The following is a 17358-nucleotide window of genomic DNA, read 5'->3' on the forward strand; positions in this document are numbered from 1 at the left end:
TTTTTAATAAATATTTAATTATTTGTTAAAGCCACCAGTGTTAGCAATTTCTTCAACTTCTGGACCGAATTTCTTGAAGTTTTCTTCAAAACGTTGGATTAAGTCATCCGCTTGAGCGCGATATTTATCAGAATCACTCCAAGCATTAATTGGATTAAGTATTGTTTTTGGAACATCTTCCATTTCAGTAGGAATACTTAAACCGAATTTCTCATCTTTTGTAAACTCTGCATTTTTCAATTTACCTTTAATTGCTTGATCTACCATATAACGAGTGTAATGTAGACTAATACGTCTACCTACGCCGTATTTACCACCAGTCCAGCCAGTGTTAACTAAGTATACATCAACATCATGTTTATCTATTAGCTCACCTAATAAATCTGCATATTTAATAGGGTTAAGTGGTAAGAAAGGTGCACCAAAACAAGTTGAGAATGATGGTTCTGGTTCAGTAACGCCTCGCTCAGTTCCAGCTAATTTAGAAGTGAAACCACTTAAGAAATGGTACATCGCTTGAGATTTAGTTAATTTAGCAATAGGTGGAAGTACACCAAATGCGTCAGCAGTTAAGAAAATTATTGTATTAGGATGTGCTGCTTTAGATGGTAATACAATATTATCAATATGATGAATTGGATAAGCAGCACGTGTATTTTCAGTATATGAATTATCATCGAAATCAACAACACCACGCTCGTTAACCACAGTATTCTCTAATATAGTACCGTATTGAATCGCGTTATAAATTTGAGGTTCTTTTTCTTTAGAAAGGTTGATTGCTTTTGCGTAACAACCGCCTTCAATATTGAAAATACCATTTTTATTCCAACCGTGTTCATCATCGCCAATCAATTTTCTATCCGGTGCTGCTGATAAAGTTGTTTTACCTGTACCTGATAATCCGAAGAATAAGGCTACGTCTCCTTTATCTCCAACATTCGCAGAACAATGCATACTCATAATATCTTGCATTGGAAGCAAATAGTTCATTACTGAGAAGATACCTTTTTTCATTTCACCAGCATACTCTGTACCACCAATTAAAATGGTTTTATGTTTGAATGAAATAATAACAAAAGTTTCAGATTTAGTTCCATCAACTTCAGGATCAGCTTTAAAGTGAGGTGCTGAAACAATTGTGAAGTTAGGTTTTATATTACTAGCTTCTTCTTTAGAATCTGGGCGGATAAACATGTTTTGAGCAAAAAGGTTGTGCCATGCAAGTTCGTTGATAACTGTAAGTTTTAATTGTGTGTCTTTGTCACTACCTGCATAACCATTAAAAACGTAAAGTTCGTCTTTTTTATCAAGATAGTCTAAAACTTTAGAGTAGAGATTTAAGAAAGTTTCTTCATCGATAGGTTGATTGATATCTCCCCAATGAATATTATCTTTATAAGAAGGTTCTGTAACAATCAATTTATCTTTAGGTGAACGTCCAGTGTATTTACCAGTGCTCGCATTGATAGCACCAAGTTCAGTTAATTCTCCTTCATTATTATCCATAATTTTGTAATAAAGTTGAGTTGTTGAAAGCTGAAAAAGAGAGCTTTCTTTTTCCAATAATTTTTTTATTTTAGGTGTTTCGCCGTATGTATCTACTGACATACCCAATCCCTCCAGCGTGTGTTATAAAAATTCAATATTGTAAGCCTTTACATGAAAATAGTATAACATAATGCCGTAATTATTCCACCTGGAAAAGACAAAAAAACATGTAAAAACAAAATTGACATTAATAAATGAATTAGGTAGTATAGTTCTTAACGGATTCTCTTATCCTGAGTGGTGGAGGGACATGGACCCAATGAAACCCAGCAACCTCTTTTTTAAAAGAAAGGTGCCAAACCGTTTGCAGACATATACTCGTCTGAACGATAAGAGCGAATGGACGTTTAAGAGCCTTCTCTCTGTCTTGAATAGTGAAGAAGGCTCTTTTATTTTTGAGCTCACATTTAAAAGAGAATTTTCGTAAATATAGTTATAAAAGGAGCAAATCATGACTTACAATAAACGTTTATTTACTTCAGAATCAGTGACAGAAGGACATCCAGATAAGATTGCTGACCAAGTATCTGATGCCATTTTAGATGAAATCTTAAAAGATGACCCTAATGCACGTGTTGCTTGTGAAACTACTGTAACAACTGGAATGGCTCTAATTTCAGGTGAAATATCTACATCAACATATGTAGATATCCCTAAAGTTGTAAGAGAAACAATTAAAGGTATTGGCTATACTCGTGCTAAATATGGTTATGATTACCAAACTATGGCAGTTTTAACTGCAATCGATGAGCAGTCACCAGATATTGCACAAGGTGTTGACAAAGCACTTGAATACAGAAATGATATTTCAGAAGAAGAGATTGAAGCTACTGGTGCCGGTGACCAAGGTTTAATGTTCGGATATGCTACAAATGAAACAGAAACATATATGCCTTTACCTATCTTTTTATCTCATCAATTAGCTAAACGTTTATCTGATGTACGTAAAGATGGAATTTTAGACTACTTAAGACCGGACGGTAAAGTTCAAGTAACAGTTGAATACGATGAATCAGATAAACCTAAGCGTATTGACACGATTGTAGTATCATCTCAACATGCTGATGACATTGAGTTAGAACAAATTCAAAGTGACATTAAAGAACATGTTATATACCCAACAGTTCCTGAAGGATTAATTGATAATGAAACGAAATTCTTTATCAACCCAACTGGAAGATTTGTTATCGGTGGACCTCAAGGTGATGCTGGATTAACAGGACGTAAAATCATTGTTGATACTTATGGTGGTTATGCACGTCATGGAGGAGGTTGCTTTAGTGGTAAAGACCCAACTAAAGTAGACCGATCAGCAGCTTATGCGGCAAGATATGTAGCTAAAAATATTGTTGCTGCAGGACTAGCAGACCAATGTGAAGTACAACTTGCTTATGCTATTGGCGTGGCTGAACCAGTTTCAATTTCAATTGATACATTTAAAACGGGCAAAGTTTCAGAAGCTCAACTTGTTGAAGCTGTTAGAGCTAACTTTGATTTACGTCCAGCAGGTATCATTAAAATGTTAGATTTAAAGCATCCTATATACAAACAAACTGCTGCTTATGGTCACTTTGGTAGAACAGATGTATTGTTACCATGGGAGAAATTAGATAAAGTCAATGTATTAAAAGATGCTGTTCAAGCTTAATAAACGCTTTAAATAATATAAAGAAATTGTCGAAATTATAGATAGTTTCCATTATAATTAGATTTACTGATAGATTAAAGGAGCGTTGATTTAATGAATTCATTTGGACCAATCGAAATTGGTTTAATCGTAGCAATTGTAGTTGCAATTATCTGTTTAATATTATTCTTAGTTACACTTAAAAGTAAAAATAATATTAAACAGAAAACAAAAGAAGAATACGACTTAAAAGAAAAGCAAATGAAAGCGTCACATGACGAAGCCCTAGAGAAAGAACGCATACAAAATAAAAAGCAAGTTACTAAACAAAAAGAAGATTTTGATGCAACTGTAAACGGTAAAGATCGTGAAATTGATGCATTGAAACTATTCTCAAAAAACAAAAGTGAATATGTTACAGATATGCGTTTAATTGGAATTAGAGATCGTTTAGTGAAAGAAAAACGTATTAGACCTGAAGATATGCATATAATGGCAAACATCTTCTTACCAAGTAATGAATTCAATGATATTGAACGCATTAGTCACCTTGTACTTACGCGTACAGGTCTATATATTATAGATTCTCAACTATTAAAAGGGCATGTTTATCAAGGTATAAGTGGTAAGCAATTTAACGAATTGCCTATGATGGAACAAGTATTTAGTACTTTAGATTTAGATGCTAAGTCACCTCAAACACTAGTACTCGATCAAAATGAAGATAAATCTTCATTGTCATTCGTTAATTACTCAGAGCAACTTACTTCAATTGAAAAGTTAGCGTCAGACTTGCAAACACAATTAGGTGCTAAATATACGCCAACTGCGATTTTATACTTTAATCCTAAACACGATGGAGACGTAACGATTTCAAATTATGCACAAAGTTCAAGTGTTAAAGTTCTAGTGGGACCTGACCAATTAGATGAGTTCTTTAATAAGTTTGTATTCCATGGACGTATTCAATATAACGTAGATGAATTACAAAATGTTATGGATAAAATTGAATCATTTAATTAGTATTAATCCGAGATATGGTTATATCTCGGGTTTTTTATTTTGAGGAGAAGCTTATTAAAATAATAAACTAAACTAATATTAAAGTTTTCAATATGGACAATTATGGGAATAGAGTAGTAATTATTAAAATATAAAGAAAAGAGGTTTCTTTTATGGAAACAATTGAATTTTATAATGGTCACACAATGCCTAAAGTTGGAATTGGTACCTTTAGAGTAGAAAATAACGATGAATGTAAGGAAGCAGTTAAACATGCAATTGTCACAGGTTATCGTAGTATTGATACAGCTAAAGTATATGGTAATGAAGAACAAGTTGGTTTAGGCATTAAAGAGGGTCTGGAAGCTACTGGGTTAGAACGTAAAGATTTATTCATTACATCAAAACTATATTTTGAAGATTTTGGGCGTGAAAATGTTGCAAATGCTTATGAAACAAGTATCAATAAATTAGGACTAGATTATTTAGATTTATATCTTGTTCATTGGCCTGGTACTAATGAAGCAATAATGATTGATACATGGAAAGGTATGGAAGATTTATATAAAGATGATAAGGTTAAAAATATTGGTGTAAGTAACTTCAATGCAGAACACTTTGAAGCATTATTAGCTCAAGTTTCTATTAAGCCAGTCATCAACCAAGTAGAATTTCATCCATATTTTACTCAAAATAAACTACGTAAATATTTAGAAGTACAAAATATCCATATGGAGTCATGGTCACCATTTATGAATGCCCAAATCTTAGATGATGAAACACTTAATCAAATTGGTAAAGAAGTTAATAAATCGGCAGCACAAGTCGTCATTCGTTGGAACATGCAACATGGTGTCATCGTAATTCCTAAATCAGTTACACCTCAAAGAATAGAGGAAAATATTAATGTTTTTGATTTCGAACTAACAGATGAACAAATGGAACGAATTGATTCTCTAAACAAAGATCAACGCATTGGTCCTGATCCAGCAACATTTGAGGGACATTAATAAAAATGTAAAAATATAAAAATACACTTCATAGTTGCAAGATTTAATCTTAAAACTATGAAGTGTATTTATTTATATCGAATAACCAATAAAGCATGAGATAAACCCTATTACAAATTGTAAAATAGAATAACTAAAAAATTGAACAGGTTTAAAACTTGGCGAAATAAATTGGACGAGTTCATAAGACATAGTTGAAAAGGTTGTTAACCCTCCAAGGACGCCAGTTATAAAAAACAGTGAAAATAATTGATAATCTTGAGCTATCCCAAATACGAAGCCAATTAAGAAACTACCAACGAGATTGACTATTAAAGTTGCAATCGGTATAGGTGACGTTGTTTTACTTTTAAAGACATCTGTTAACCAAGCTCTGATAACAGCACCAATGCCACCACCTACCATAATAAGTAATATATGTATCATGTAGGTTGCCCTCCTAATTTAACACCTAACCAGCAGAAAAGAATGCCTCCTATATAACTGGTTAAGCCATAGATAAAGAGCAAAGTGATACTATTATTTTGTGACATTGTAACTAATTCAAATTGGAAGGTTGAAAAGGTAGTTAAAGCACCTAGTAGTCCCGTTGTGACACCTTTTTTAATTAGTGGGTTGTTTTTAAAAAATTGAATGGATAACGAAGATAAATATCCCATTAAAATTGCACCCACAATATTCGCAATTAATGTACCGAGTGGTAATCCAGAATCGGCATTAAGAGTTGATAAGACATATCTTAGTAATGCTCCAAATAAGCCCCCAATAAACACAAATAAATATTGCATTTTGTCACACCTATTCATTATTTTTATTACGTTAAACACTAATGGTTAATTATTTTTTTAATTAGAAAGTTAGTTCTGGCATTTAAAAAAGTTTACGACAATATACCAAATGTCTTAATTGAGGCATAGATATGGAATAAAATCACCAATAAAATGATTATTGGCAAAATTTTACTCGCAATTCTTATCCATCCTTGTTTATCACCTAAATGTTTAATCGCTTTATCTGAAAATATAATAGAAGCAATTAATATAATCACATTAATGATACTACACGCAATAAGTAAATATTTAACAGAAGTAATTTGCTGACTTAATAGCGGGTTGAATGTATTAAAATAAAAACTTATGATGAGTAAAATTGTTGAGATATAGAAGTATTTTTTTGGCTTAGACATAATGTTCCTCCTACCTAATATCATCTAATCATATTACCATATTTTAATTAACATTTAATAGTGACTAGTGAATTTGATAATTAATTTTGTTAAAAAGCAAAACATTCGCCAAGTGTTTCTAAGAATGATATAAATAATTTATAAATATTTTATTGATGCGGAATAGTCTGATCATCATATGAAAAGAAGCATATACATATAAGAAATCTATTGTGATGTAATTTAACTATCATCGTAATCGAACTTAAAGGAGGAAGAATGAAATGGCAAAATTAAATGTCGAAGTATTTGCAGATGGCGCAGATATTGAACAAATGAAAGCAGCATATAAAAATAAAGAGGTAGACGGTTTCACTACTAATCCTAGCTTAATGGCTAAAGCAGGTGTAACAGATTATAAATCATTCGCTGAAGAAGCGGTTAAAGAAATTCCAGACGCATCTATTTCATTTGAAGTATTCGCTGATGATTTAGAAACTATGGAAAAAGAAGCTGAAATATTAAAACAATATGGTGATAATGTTTTTGTTAAAATTCCAGTTGTGAATACTAAAGGCGAATCAACAATTCCGTTAATTAAAAAATTATCAGCGGACAATGTGCGTTTAAATGTTACTGCAGTGTACACTATTGAGCAAGTAAAAGAAATTACTGAAGCGGTAACTGAAGGAGTACCTACATATATTTCAGTATTTGCGGGTAGAATAGCTGATACTGGTGTTGACCCATTACCTTTGATGAAAGAATCAGTAGATGTGGCGCATAGTAAAGAAGGCGTTAAATTATTATGGGCAAGTTGTCGTGAACTATTTAATGTTATTCAAGCAGATGAAATTGGTGCCGACATTATTACATGTCCAGCAGATGTAGTTAAGAAAGTAAATACTAATTTAGGTCGAGATATTAATGAATTATCAGTTGATACTGTAAAAGGTTTCGCTAAGGATATTCAAAGCTCAGGTTTATCTATTCTTTAAAATTTAAAAAATAAAAATAACTCCGTTCTATAAGATATTGATTAGAACTTCTACATACAATTAACATTTTCATGTCTGTGTGTAGTGTGTAGATTCTTTAAATCAACCTCTTTCATATAGAAACGGAGTATTTTTATATAATAAAGCTTTTGATCTTTAACTTGTAAGTAAATGAGAACTTCGCTAAAATTTAAAAGAAATAATATTAGAAGGAGATAACCACATAGTATGAAACATACAGAATTTGAAGAGAAAGTTAAAAAGCAATTGTGGTTTTTAAATAAAAAGGAAAAAAAACTATTACAAAATAATTTAACGCATTACCATAATGAGGTTGAGGATAATGAAGGGGATATTCAGTCAAAGAAATATCGCAAACCAATTCAGTACGCAAATCAATTTTTAAAAAATAACATATTTAAACAAAAAGAAGTAGCAAGTTCCACATTGTTATTTTTACTAATAGGAATGGTACTCATTTATGCTTTCTTGCTAGGGTTATTTTTAGCAGGGTTTATTACAAGTCTTACTGCAGTGAATTATTTTATAAATCCACAAGTTACAATGCCAGTTATAAATGTGATCTTAATTTTAATAGGTGCAGTACTTCTTGCAATCGTAAGTTTATTACTCATTAAATCAGTTACTGCATTTTTTACAAAAAAATTATTAGAATATAAATTTAATAAATCTGCATAGTTTTTTGTACTAAATGATGCAATAATGTACTTTCTTGCCATTTTTTATAAATTAACGAATAGGGTTCATCAACGCGTAATTGGATATTATTTTCAAAAGTAATGATGACGCCATTTGTAGTAGAAGTTAATCCGATAATTGTTAATGCGTTGATGTAAGTTTGTAAAGGTGCACGTTGATGTTTTATAGGGAAGAGGACAACTTTGTCAGATATATATAAAGGTACTAATTTATTAATTGCTAATAATCGTTTTGCCAACTTTAGCCTTTGCAAATACGATTGATTATGCTGTTCGAAATAATAAATTAGTACCTTTTTAATTGGAAAAGGTAGCACCATGTCATAAGTCGAAAAGCAGCATTTAGTTTTATGTTCACTATGTTGCAATGTTTGAATATAAAGCAAATGGTAAGAATTGTGTGGAATCATATTATTCACCTTTAAAATAGTAATCGGTGAGCTTTTTTATAGAAGAGGATTTATACTTTTTAATACTCGATAAAGAGACATGCATTAAGTCGGCAATTTCGAATTGTTTATAGCCTTGAATAAAATAGTTATACCATGCGAGTTCTTGTGCATTTAAAATTTTGGAAATGTCATTATAGTCGAAGTAAGTTGTTTCTCTATTAATAGAAGGAATTTGAGGAGTTTGTAAATCATCGACTTCAACTATTTCTGGTTTCAAATTTTCTTTTCTAAATAAGTCAATTAAGTAAAAATTGAGCCGTTGATAGAGATAAGAGGATAAACAAATATTTGAATTCTTATTGTAATTCTTAGATAATTGCCACAGTTTAATAAGCAATAACTGATAAAATTCATCATAATTATACTTGACGTAATAACGTTTTAACAAATAATGAATAATTCTATGATATTTATGATATATGTCATCAAAATTCATTGTATTTGGAATTCGCTCCTAGTTTAAGCACTTAAACAAAATTTCCGGATATCTAAAATTTAAACTAACTTATTTAAATTATCATTTGCGTAATTTGAAAAAAGGGTGTTAAATAGTAAACATAGAATAATGAAAGTATGCAAGATAATGGTTTAAGACATAAGTAACTCAGTAATGCGACAATTAATTATGAACATACCTAACATTCATAAATATATTTAAGTTCTAGTCAATTTTTAACGAGGGAGGTATAAATTTGGATTACGCACATTTAAATCTAGAGCATTTTTTTGCAAGAAATGATGATCTAGACATAATTAGGGATCGTTCTGAATTTGTAATGATTAATAATTTCACAAATGAAATGATGTATCGAGATGGTGAAATAGAAGGAACAGTTGATTTGAATCAATATTATTACAAGAATAGATCTCAAGCAGCTAGTTTTATCATGATGGATTATCGCAAAGATAACTAACAATAAATAGTTATTCTTTATAGAATCAAGTAATGAAATTCTATATGTTTCATTACTTTTTATTTTGCAAAGTTTCATTTTGATTACTTTTATTTTATGAATATGTAACATTGCAAGTATAAAATTGTTTATAAGAATTAATAATGTTAAACTTTATTATCATAAAGATTTTAAAGAAAAAACAACATTGACCTAAGAGGTGTGAATATGACGAAGCACAAAAAAGGCTCAATTATTAGCCTAGTGGGGTTATTGATTGTTTTAGTCGCAGCAGGTTTTATTTTCTTTACTATGATTTCAGATCAAATATTCTTTAAAAAAGTAAATGAAGAAGAAAAAGTAGAGCATTTAAACGTTACACTAAATAAAGCTGCCGATAAACAAATTGATAATTACACAAGTCAACAAGTCTCTAACAAGAATAATACTGCTTGGAGAGATGCTTCAGATAATGAAATAAAAGCTGCAATGGACAGTAGTAAGTTCATTGATGATGACAAACAAAGGTATCAATTTTTAGATTTATCTAAATATCAAGGTATTGATGAAAACCGTATTAAGCGTATGTTATTCGATCGACCTATGTTATTAAAGCATACTGATGCATTTATAAGTGCTGCTAAGGAGAAACATGTGAATGAAGTTTATTTAATTTCTCATGCTTTATTAGAAACTGGTTCAGTTAAAAGTGAATTAGCCAATGGTGTAGAAATTGATGGTAAAAAATATTATAACTTCTATGGTGTAGGTGCTCTCGATAGTGATCCTATTAAAACTGGTTCAGAATACGCAAAAAAACACGGTTGGGATACTCCAGAGAAAGCCATCAAAGGTGGGGCTGATTTTATTCACCTACACTTCCTATCACATGATGATCAAAATACGCTATACAGTATGAGATGGAATCCTAAAAATCCAGGTGAACATCAATATGCTACTGATATTAAATGGGCAGAAAGTAATGCTCAAATCATCGCAGATTTCTATAAAGAGATGAAAACAGAAGGTAAATATTTTAAATTATACGTATACAAAGATGATAATAAACATCAAAAATAAATAATTGTAAGTAAACTAAAGCCAACGATCACACTGTTTCAAGCAAGTGATGACGTTGGCTTTTTCTTTAATATAATTTGTGTTCACAAACATTTATTCGGCTTTATTTTTTCGAGTTATCCAATTAAATGCTATAACAAATACGACGAAAACTTTTAAGAGAAATTTCATTTTAGTTCACCTCATTAACTCAATATTAACATATCAATATAGGATAAAGAATAATGGAGAATGCTAATTGCATATAAGTATAAATTATTTTAAGCAAATTATGATATTGATATAATTAAATTATTAAAAATCTTGATAGAGAAAATTAAAAGGATGATGAATATATGCGTGTAGCAATTATAGGGATGGGCACAGCAGGTGTTAGTGTTCTAAGGCAATTAGTCAAAAATGAAGCGTTTAAAAATCTAGAAGTTGATGTATATGATCATGATAAGAATATGGGGCAGGGTGTACCTTTTCAAAATGACAGTAGCCAATTATTAATTAATTTGCCAACTAAGCAAATGAGTTTAAATTTGGATGATGATGAAGAGTTCTGGAAATGGTATCAAGAACAATCAGAATTTAAATTCGATAATCCTAAATATCTTCCTAGGTTTGTATTTGGTCATTATATGAAGTCATACCTATCTAACTACGACTTGTTATTTAATAATTTAACCATTATTAAGCATCCAGTTCGCGAAATTTTTACAAATTCAGAAATTGATGAGACTACATTAAAATATTATGTATGTACTTCAGAAGATATGAGTCAATGGAAAGAGTATGATTATATATTTTTAACGACTGGTACATTTGCATATCATGATCCATATAATCTAAAAGGGAATAAAGGTTATATTCAAACACCTTATCCTACATATAATACATTAGATGAAGTGTCTCAATCAGACGATATTGCAATTATAGGCACTGGATTAGCCAGTTTAGATGTAGTTAGATACGTGGCTACACATCATCCTAAATTACCAATAACTATGACTAGTCGTTCAGCACATTTACCTAGTGTTAGAGGAAATATGATAGATGTTGAGTTTAAACATTTAACTAAGCAAAAGTTTAATGAATTGAAGTCGCAATATTATGGAAATGTACCTTTAGAATTAGCTTTTGAATTATTCCAATTAGAATGTAAAGATCATAATATTGATTTAGAGAAACTAGTATATCGTCGCACAGGAAATACAATTCAAGATTTACAGTATGATCTTGATAGACCCGATGAAATTGGTGTGTTTCAAAGTTTAATTGAAAATATTAAAGAAAATCTAAACTGGATATGGAATAGCTTTAGTCGAGAAGATCAGCAAGACTTTGATAAACGTTTCTCAAAAATTATTCAATTAAATTCTAACCCTATGCCACCTTGTACTGCAGAATTAATTATAGACTTAATAAATAATCAATCATTAATTGTTAAAAGAGGATTAGAAGATATTACTTATAAAGACAACCATTATTTATTGAAATTCAACAATGATGATGATGATTATCTATATGATGTCATTATTAATACGACTGGATCAAAAACACATTTATCAGATTTAGATGAGGAAGATCAGCTTATTCTTAATCTCCAAAACAGACAAATTGTTCAACCACATCCAATGGGAGGTATACAAATTATTCCAGAAACCAATCAAGTCATAAGTCCAAGATATGGAACTCTCAACAATATGATAGCTATTGGGCAAGTAACTAATGGCGTTAATAAATTGCGTAATGGAGTGAAGATGATCGTTGATCAAGCGGTCAATTCTGTAAATTATTTATACGAAAACCAAAGTAAATTTGACCATTTCAACTCATAATGTAGACATTTACACTTAAATAACTAAATTCCATTATTAGTTACTCTGTTAAATAATATGTAGCGTTGACGGTTTGTATTTTTTTAATAAAAAGCGTATGATTAATGTTGTAGTTATTAAACTACGTTAACTCAAACAATCACAATTTCATATGAATTCTTTCGGGGCGGGGTGCAATTCCCAACCGGCAGTAATATAAGCCTGCGACCTGTCAAAGTGAAAGGTAATAACTTTGATGGCTGATCTAGTGAGACTCTAGAGCCGACAGTGAAAGTCTGGATGGGAGAAAGAATGAGACGTCATTATTTGATAATTATGACGGTTATTTAGCATACACATTTACTAATGTTGTAAGCTTATTTGAATATACATTTGATCTCCCTATGCCTTTATGCACTTTATTGGTATAGGGAGTTTTGATTATGAGGTGATTTATTGAGTAATTTTATGAAATACGCTATACAACTCGCACAAATGGTTAAAGGGCAAACGGGTATCAATCCTCCAGTTGGTGCGGTCGTTGTTAATAACGGCCGAATAGTTGGACTCGGTGCTCATCTAAAACAAGGTGAGAAGCACGCGGAAGTACAAGCACTTGATATGGCTGGAAAGGAAGCAAAAGGTGGAACAATCTATATTTCGCTAGAACCATGTACCCACTTTGGCTCAACACCACCATGTGTGAACAAAATTATTGAATTTGGACTAAGCAAAGTTATTTACGCTGTTAAAGATACGACATTACCTTCTGAAGGGGACGCTATTTTAAAACAAGCTGGGATTGATGTAGAACATCAATACTCTGAAAAAGCAGCTGCCTTATATAAAGACTTTTTTAAAGCTAAGTCAGAGCAGATCCCTGAAATTACGATGAAAGTGTCTGTATCATTAGACGGTAAACAAGCAACAGATTTAGGTCAGAGTAAATGGATTACTAATTCAGAAGTCAAACAAGATGTCTACCATTTAAGACATACGCATGATGCTGTGTTGACAGGTAATGGCACAATTAATGCTGATAACCCACTTTACACGACTCGTATTCCAAGTGGTAAAAATCCAATCCGAATAGTGCTGGCTAAAAGTGGCAATGTTGATTTTACGAAACAACTTTTTCAAGATTCGTCCAGTGAAGTCTGGATTTACACTGAAAATCAAACGCTTGAAAGTCCAAATCGAAACATAAAGGTTATCTGTATAGATAAATGCGATTTAAAAGATATTCTTAAAGATATTTATAAGCGAGGTATTGGTTCATTATTAATTGAAGCTGGTCCTCGTATAACTTCCAAATTTCTCCAAACTGATTTTATTAATCAACTTATTATTTATTACGCCCCGAAAATAATAGGTGGTTCTGGAAAAAATCAATTCTATCAAACTACAGATATTATTGATTTAAATGAAACCACTCAATTTGAAATTTCTTCTACTGAGTTAATTAATCAAAATTTAAAAATGATTTTGCGAAAGAAGTGACAACTTATGTTTACAGGTATTGTTGAAGAAATAGGTACTGTCAAAAATATTCGTACTCATCAATCGGTTAGAACATTGGATATAGCTTGTCAAACTATCACAGAAGACATGAACATCGGTGACTCTATTAGTGTGAATGGAGCTTGTTTAACAGTGATTGACTTCACAAGTCATTTTTTTTCTGTTCAAGTTATAAAAGGTACTGAAGATAAAACATATCTATCTCAAATCAATAAAAATGATGAAGTCAACTTAGAAAGAGCAATGTTAGGAAATGGACGTTTTGGAGGCCATTTTGTTTTAGGTCATGTTGATGACAAAGGTGTTATAACACAAGTTAAGGAAACACCTAATTCAAGGATAGTTTCGATTAAAGCATCTACAAATATCATTAATCAAATGGTCAAACAGGGTTCAATTACTGTGGATGGTGTGAGTTTAACAATTTTCGATTTACGACATGATAGTTTTGATATTCATTTAATACCTGAAACAAGACGTTCAACGATTTTATCTTCTAAATACAATGGCGACCAAGTTCATTTAGAAACGGATGTTCTTTTTAAATATGTTGAACGAATGGTAAGTAGAAATGAGTCAGAGCTTACATTAGATAAGTTAAAAGCATTTGGCTTTTAGGAGGCGTAATTATAGATGGAATTTGACGAAATTAAGGATGCATTAAGTGCTTTAAAACGTGGTGAAAGTATTATTGTTGTGGATGACGAGGATCGTGAAAATGAAGGAGATCTTGTAGCTATAACACAATGGATGAATGATAATACTATTAATTTTATGGCTAAAGAAGGTAGAGGGCTAATTTGTGCACCAATTAGTAAAGACTTGGCACTCAAATTTAATTTAATACCTATGGTAGAACATAACACGGATGGTTTTGGAACTAATTTCACAGTAAGTATCGATCACGCTACAACATCAACCGGTATAAGTGCATTTGATAGAATGGCAACGGCACGCGCTTTAATTAATCCAGAATCTGAGCCCGAAGATTTCCATAAACCTGGACATCTTTTTCCACTAATAGCTAAAGAAAACGGTGTGTTGGAACGTACTGGTCATACAGAAGCAGCTGTAGATTTAGCGAAACTAACGAAAGCAGCTCCAGCAGGTGTTATATGTGAGATCATGAATGAAGATGGGACAATGGCTAAAGGTGAGCAACTAGAAGCGTTTAAACATCAACATGGTCTTAAAATGATTACTATTGAAAGTTTAGTTAATTATCGAAAAGACAAAGGCACTGGTGTTGAGTTAAAAGCAAAAGTTAATATGCCAACAGATCATGGAGCTTTTGAAATGTATGGATTCGAATCATCATTAACTAAAGAAGAAATTGTTGTACTTGCTAAAGGAGAACCCCGTGCCACAGAGAATGTGCGTATTCATTCTGCATGTTTAACAGGTGATATTTTCCATAGTCAAAGATGTGATTGTGGTGCACAACTAGAATCAGCGATGAAATATATAAATGAGCATGGTGGCATGATCATTTATTTGCCTCAAGAAGGAAGAGGCATAGGGTTAATCAATAAATTAAGAGCATACGAATTGATTGAACAAGGTCATGATACAGTAACTGCCAACCTAGCTTTAGGATTTGACGAAGATTTAAGGGATTATCATATAGCTGCTCAAATTTTAAATTATTTCAATGTACAACAAGTGAATTTGTTAAGTAATAATCCTAAAAAATTTGAGGGATTATCTGAGTATGGTATTAAAGTTGCGGACCGCACACCAATTATTGTAGCTGAAACAGAACATAATCATGATTATATGAATACTAAAAAAATAAAAATGGGACATTTAATTTAGGAGGAATAAAGATGAATTTTGAAGGTAAATTAGTAGGAACAGATCTAAAAGTAGCTATTGTTGTAAGTCGATTTAATGATTTTATAACGAACCGTTTATTAGATGGTGCGAAAGATACACTTGTTCGTCATGGTGTGGAAGATAGTAATATAGATGTTGCTTATGTACCTGGTGCCTTTGAAATTCCTTTAGTTTCTAAAAAACTAGCTCAAAAAGGTGAATATGACGCAGTCATCACTTTAGGTTGTGTAATTAGAGGTGCAACATCTCATTATGATTATGTATGTAATGAAGTTGCTAAAGGAGTATCAAAGGCAAATGATGTAAGTGATATTCCAGTTATATTTGGCGTATTAACCACTGAAAGTATTGAACAAGCGGTTGAAAGAGCTGGAACTAAAGCGGGTAATAAAGGTGCTGAAGCAGCAGTAAGTGCTATTGAAATGGCAAATTTATTAAAACAATTTTAATTAAAAATATAAATCCTCGACAAAGCTTTAGCAGTGTCGAGGATTATTTTTTATCTTTTTAATAATCTTGTAAAACCAGAAATAATAAATGCTACTCCAAGGCCTAGGCTAGTGAAAAGACCAATTTTCTTCAATGTTTTAGTTGAAACAAATTCTTGATATGCAAGAGCAAGGTTTTGAGGGCGTTCAGCTAATCTACGCATGAAGTAACCGAACCAATCATTGCCATAAGGAACATAAATTGTGAAATGGTATCCTTGACGAGAAATATCCTCAGCTAACTCACTACGGAATCCGTATAACATTTGGAATTCAAATTGATCTCTATCAATATTATGTGATTTAACAAATTGTTTAACGTGATTAATTATTTGATCGTCGTGTGTAGCGATTGAAGTATAGTTTTTCGCATTTAAAAGACGTTTCTCAATGATTTTTATGTAATTTGCATCAATCTCTTCTTTAGTTTGATATGCAATTTGTTCATCTTCTTTATATGCACCTTTAACTAATCTTAAGCGCAAATTAGGATATTTTTCAATTAAGTCAATTGCATCATAAAGGTAAGCTTGTATTACTGTTCCAACGTTTCTGAATTCCCCTTTAAGTCTATCTAACACTTCAACGATTTGCTGTAAACTGTCATATTTTTCAGTGTCGATATTAATATGCATATTATCAAATTCGTTGGCTTTAAGTAGAATCTCTCTTAAATTATTATAAGCTAGCTCAGTATCAAATTCACCACCAAGAGAACTTAATTTTACAGACATATGAGCATCAACATTATAATCTTTAATAGCTTGCATAACTTCTAAAATTTCATTCTTAGCTTGAGTAGCCTCTTCAACCGTTCCTACAAACTCTCCAAGATTATCAACTGTAACAGCTATATTTTTATCGTTGAGTCTCTCAATTGTGTCAATTAATTGTTCGATAGTATTACCAGCCACAACTTTATTTGCACCCATTTTAGGACCTACTTTTTTTGCTGTTTCATTTAAATAAGTGCTATTTGATAATGCAATAAAAAAATTCTTAAAAAGTGACATATCCCATTCCTCCATATTACATAAAACTTATAATTTATTAATAGTTTAGCATGAATAGGTGATTGTAGAAAGCGTTTTCAATTATCTGAATACTATAAAAAAAGGTATAATTACAATATCGAACTAAAATTTGTAATCACTTTGTCTTTAAGATTTACACCAGTCCAAACCAATAATCTGATATAATACATTTATTGA

19 protein-coding genes and 2 riboswitches are annotated in these 17358 nt (G+C 31.4%); of the genes, 12 read left to right on the forward strand and 7 right to left on the reverse strand.

The annotated features are described in order from the left end of the window. Nucleotides 1-18: 18 nt before the first annotated feature. Nucleotides 19-1611 (reverse strand): phosphoenolpyruvate carboxykinase (ATP), encoded by a 1593-nt coding sequence (gene pckA / locus SBL15_RS03825; protein ID WP_317955216.1) that lies wholly within the window; start codon nucleotides 1609-1611, stop codon nucleotides 19-21. Nucleotides 1612-1776: 165 nt separating this feature from the next. Next, a riboswitch (SAM riboswitch) is annotated at nucleotides 1777-1887 on the forward strand. 115 nt (nucleotides 1888-2002) lie between these two features. Between pckA and metK the strand changes: the two genes are divergently transcribed. The 3 genes from metK to SBL15_RS03840 all read left to right on the forward strand — a co-directional run bounded on the left by metK (nucleotide 2003) and on the right by SBL15_RS03840 (nucleotide 5190). Continuing rightward, nucleotides 2003-3199, forward strand: coding sequence for a methionine adenosyltransferase (gene metK / locus SBL15_RS03830; RefSeq protein WP_037538587.1), 1197 nt, complete (start codon nucleotides 2003-2005; stop codon nucleotides 3197-3199). 93 nt (nucleotides 3200-3292) lie between these two features. Further along, nucleotides 3293-4201 (forward strand): hypothetical protein, encoded by a 909-nt coding sequence (locus SBL15_RS03835; RefSeq protein ID WP_317955218.1) that lies wholly within the window; start codon nucleotides 3293-3295, stop codon nucleotides 4199-4201. Nucleotides 4202-4353: 152 nt separating this feature from the next. After that, nucleotides 4354-5190: an aldo/keto reductase gene (locus SBL15_RS03840; protein WP_317955220.1), complete on the forward strand. Its 837-nt coding sequence runs from the start codon at nucleotides 4354-4356 to the stop codon at nucleotides 5188-5190. Nucleotides 5191-5262: 72 nt separating this feature from the next. Here SBL15_RS03840 and SBL15_RS03845 read toward each other — a convergent pair whose 3' ends face one another. The 3 genes from SBL15_RS03845 to SBL15_RS03855 all read right to left on the reverse strand — a co-directional run bounded on the left by SBL15_RS03845 (nucleotide 5263) and on the right by SBL15_RS03855 (nucleotide 6376). Beyond that, nucleotides 5263-5616 carry a fluoride efflux transporter FluC gene (locus SBL15_RS03845; protein ID WP_053018779.1) on the reverse strand — a complete coding sequence of 118 codons (354 nt, stop codon included), beginning with the start codon at nucleotides 5614-5616 and terminating at the stop codon, nucleotides 5263-5265. Beyond that, entirely contained in the window at nucleotides 5613-5978 is a 366-nt protein-coding gene (gene crcB, locus SBL15_RS03850) for a fluoride efflux transporter CrcB (protein WP_107612534.1), read from the reverse strand. Before crcB ends, SBL15_RS03845 begins: the two co-directional genes overlap by 4 nt. Before the next feature lie 92 nt (nucleotides 5979-6070). Then, nucleotides 6071-6376 carry a hypothetical protein gene (locus SBL15_RS03855; RefSeq protein ID WP_107612532.1) on the reverse strand — a complete coding sequence of 102 codons (306 nt, stop codon included), beginning with the start codon at nucleotides 6374-6376 and terminating at the stop codon, nucleotides 6071-6073. 263 nt (nucleotides 6377-6639) lie between these two features. On the opposite strand from SBL15_RS03855, the gene SBL15_RS03860 reads away from it, so the two are divergent. After that, on the forward strand, nucleotides 6640-7353 hold the full coding sequence (locus SBL15_RS03860) for a transaldolase (protein WP_011275446.1): 714 nt from the start codon (nucleotides 6640-6642) through the stop codon (nucleotides 7351-7353). Nucleotides 7354-7581: 228 nt separating this feature from the next. Continuing rightward, nucleotides 7582-8052, forward strand: coding sequence for a hypothetical protein (locus SBL15_RS03865; protein ID WP_107612530.1), 471 nt, complete (start codon nucleotides 7582-7584; stop codon nucleotides 8050-8052). Here SBL15_RS03865 and SBL15_RS03870 read toward each other — a convergent pair. Together SBL15_RS03870 and SBL15_RS03875 are read right to left on the reverse strand one after the other, a co-directional pair. Further along, the gene (locus tag SBL15_RS03870) at nucleotides 8036-8482 is read right to left on the reverse strand and encodes a competence protein ComK (protein WP_107612528.1); all 447 of its coding nucleotides are present in this window, start codon (nucleotides 8480-8482) and stop codon (nucleotides 8036-8038) included. The two genes, SBL15_RS03865 and SBL15_RS03870, sit on opposite strands and share 17 nt — an antisense overlap. Before the next feature lies 1 nt (nucleotide 8483). Next, nucleotides 8484-8960, reverse strand: coding sequence for a sigma-70 family RNA polymerase sigma factor (locus SBL15_RS03875; protein ID WP_053018781.1), 477 nt, complete (start codon nucleotides 8958-8960; stop codon nucleotides 8484-8486). 256 nt (nucleotides 8961-9216) lie between these two features. Between SBL15_RS03875 and SBL15_RS03880 the strand changes: the two genes are divergently transcribed. From SBL15_RS03880 to ribE, 7 genes are all read left to right on the forward strand, one after another. Beyond that, nucleotides 9217-9438 carry a hypothetical protein gene (locus SBL15_RS03880; protein ID WP_011275450.1) on the forward strand — a complete coding sequence of 74 codons (222 nt, stop codon included), beginning with the start codon at nucleotides 9217-9219 and terminating at the stop codon, nucleotides 9436-9438. 207 nt (nucleotides 9439-9645) lie between these two features. Continuing rightward, a complete protein-coding gene (locus SBL15_RS03885) occupies nucleotides 9646-10497 on the forward strand; it encodes an N-acetylglucosaminidase (protein WP_317955223.1) in 852 nt (283 codons plus the stop codon). A 335-nt stretch (nucleotides 10498-10832) separates the two neighbouring features. After that, on the forward strand, nucleotides 10833-12323 hold the full coding sequence (locus tag SBL15_RS03890; protein WP_317955225.1) for an FAD/NAD(P)-binding protein: 1491 nt from the start codon (nucleotides 10833-10835) through the stop codon (nucleotides 12321-12323). A gap of 153 nt (nucleotides 12324-12476) precedes the next feature. Beyond that, a riboswitch (FMN riboswitch) is annotated at nucleotides 12477-12618 on the forward strand. Nucleotides 12619-12758: 140 nt separating this feature from the next. Continuing rightward, a complete protein-coding gene (ribD, locus tag SBL15_RS03895) occupies nucleotides 12759-13802 on the forward strand; it encodes a bifunctional diaminohydroxyphosphoribosylaminopyrimidine deaminase/5-amino-6-(5-phosphoribosylamino)uracil reductase RibD (protein WP_107613809.1) in 1044 nt (347 codons plus the stop codon). A 6-nt stretch (nucleotides 13803-13808) separates the two neighbouring features. After that, nucleotides 13809-14441, forward strand: coding sequence for a riboflavin synthase (locus tag SBL15_RS03900; protein ID WP_317955227.1), 633 nt, complete (start codon nucleotides 13809-13811; stop codon nucleotides 14439-14441). 15 nt (nucleotides 14442-14456) lie between these two features. Further along, on the forward strand, nucleotides 14457-15638 hold the full coding sequence (gene ribB, locus SBL15_RS03905) for a 3,4-dihydroxy-2-butanone-4-phosphate synthase (RefSeq protein ID WP_107612405.1): 1182 nt from the start codon (nucleotides 14457-14459) through the stop codon (nucleotides 15636-15638). A gap of 11 nt (nucleotides 15639-15649) precedes the next feature. Further along, a complete protein-coding gene (gene ribE, locus SBL15_RS03910) occupies nucleotides 15650-16108 on the forward strand; it encodes a 6,7-dimethyl-8-ribityllumazine synthase (RefSeq protein WP_011275457.1) in 459 nt (152 codons plus the stop codon). A gap of 50 nt (nucleotides 16109-16158) precedes the next feature. Here ribE and SBL15_RS03915 read toward each other — a convergent pair whose 3' ends face one another. Next, nucleotides 16159-17160 (reverse strand): proline dehydrogenase family protein, encoded by a 1002-nt coding sequence (locus tag SBL15_RS03915; RefSeq protein ID WP_070581345.1) that lies wholly within the window; start codon nucleotides 17158-17160, stop codon nucleotides 16159-16161. Between the last annotated feature and the right edge of the window lie 198 nt (nucleotides 17161-17358).

This window comes from Staphylococcus sp. NWU MKU2, assembly GCF_033283605.1.
GTDB lineage: Bacteria > Bacillota > Bacilli > Staphylococcales > Staphylococcaceae > Staphylococcus > Staphylococcus haemolyticus.

Excerpts from the sequence above, each read along its gene's own strand:
- pckA (WP_317955216.1), bottom strand. The coding sequence starts at position 1,611 with ATGTCAGTAGATACATACGGCGAAACACCTAAAATAAAAAAATTATTG.
- metK (WP_037538587.1), top strand. The coding sequence starts at position 2,003 with ATGACTTACAATAAACGTTTATTTACTTCAGAATCAGTGACAGAAGGA.
- SBL15_RS03835 (WP_317955218.1), top strand. The coding sequence starts at position 3,293 with ATGAATTCATTTGGACCAATCGAAATTGGTTTAATCGTAGCAATTGTA.
- SBL15_RS03840 (WP_317955220.1), top strand. The coding sequence starts at position 4,354 with ATGGAAACAATTGAATTTTATAATGGTCACACAATGCCTAAAGTTGGA.
- SBL15_RS03845 (WP_053018779.1), bottom strand. The coding sequence starts at position 5,616 with ATGATACATATATTACTTATTATGGTAGGTGGTGGCATTGGTGCTGTT.
- crcB (WP_107612534.1), bottom strand. The coding sequence starts at position 5,978 with ATGCAATATTTATTTGTGTTTATTGGGGGCTTATTTGGAGCATTACTA.
- SBL15_RS03855 (WP_107612532.1), bottom strand. The coding sequence starts at position 6,376 with ATGTCTAAGCCAAAAAAATACTTCTATATCTCAACAATTTTACTCATC.
- SBL15_RS03860 (WP_011275446.1), top strand. The coding sequence starts at position 6,640 with ATGGCAAAATTAAATGTCGAAGTATTTGCAGATGGCGCAGATATTGAA.
- SBL15_RS03865 (WP_107612530.1), top strand. The coding sequence starts at position 7,582 with ATGAAACATACAGAATTTGAAGAGAAAGTTAAAAAGCAATTGTGGTTT.
- SBL15_RS03870 (WP_107612528.1), bottom strand. The coding sequence starts at position 8,482 with ATGATTCCACACAATTCTTACCATTTGCTTTATATTCAAACATTGCAA.
- SBL15_RS03875 (WP_053018781.1), bottom strand. The coding sequence starts at position 8,960 with ATGAATTTTGATGACATATATCATAAATATCATAGAATTATTCATTAT.
- SBL15_RS03885 (WP_317955223.1), top strand. The coding sequence starts at position 9,646 with ATGACGAAGCACAAAAAAGGCTCAATTATTAGCCTAGTGGGGTTATTG.
- SBL15_RS03890 (WP_317955225.1), top strand. The coding sequence starts at position 10,833 with ATGCGTGTAGCAATTATAGGGATGGGCACAGCAGGTGTTAGTGTTCTA.
- SBL15_RS03900 (WP_317955227.1), top strand. The coding sequence starts at position 13,809 with ATGTTTACAGGTATTGTTGAAGAAATAGGTACTGTCAAAAATATTCGT.
- ribB (WP_107612405.1), top strand. The coding sequence starts at position 14,457 with ATGGAATTTGACGAAATTAAGGATGCATTAAGTGCTTTAAAACGTGGT.
- ribE (WP_011275457.1), top strand. The coding sequence starts at position 15,650 with ATGAATTTTGAAGGTAAATTAGTAGGAACAGATCTAAAAGTAGCTATT.
- SBL15_RS03915 (WP_070581345.1), bottom strand. The coding sequence starts at position 17,160 with ATGTCACTTTTTAAGAATTTTTTTATTGCATTATCAAATAGCACTTAT.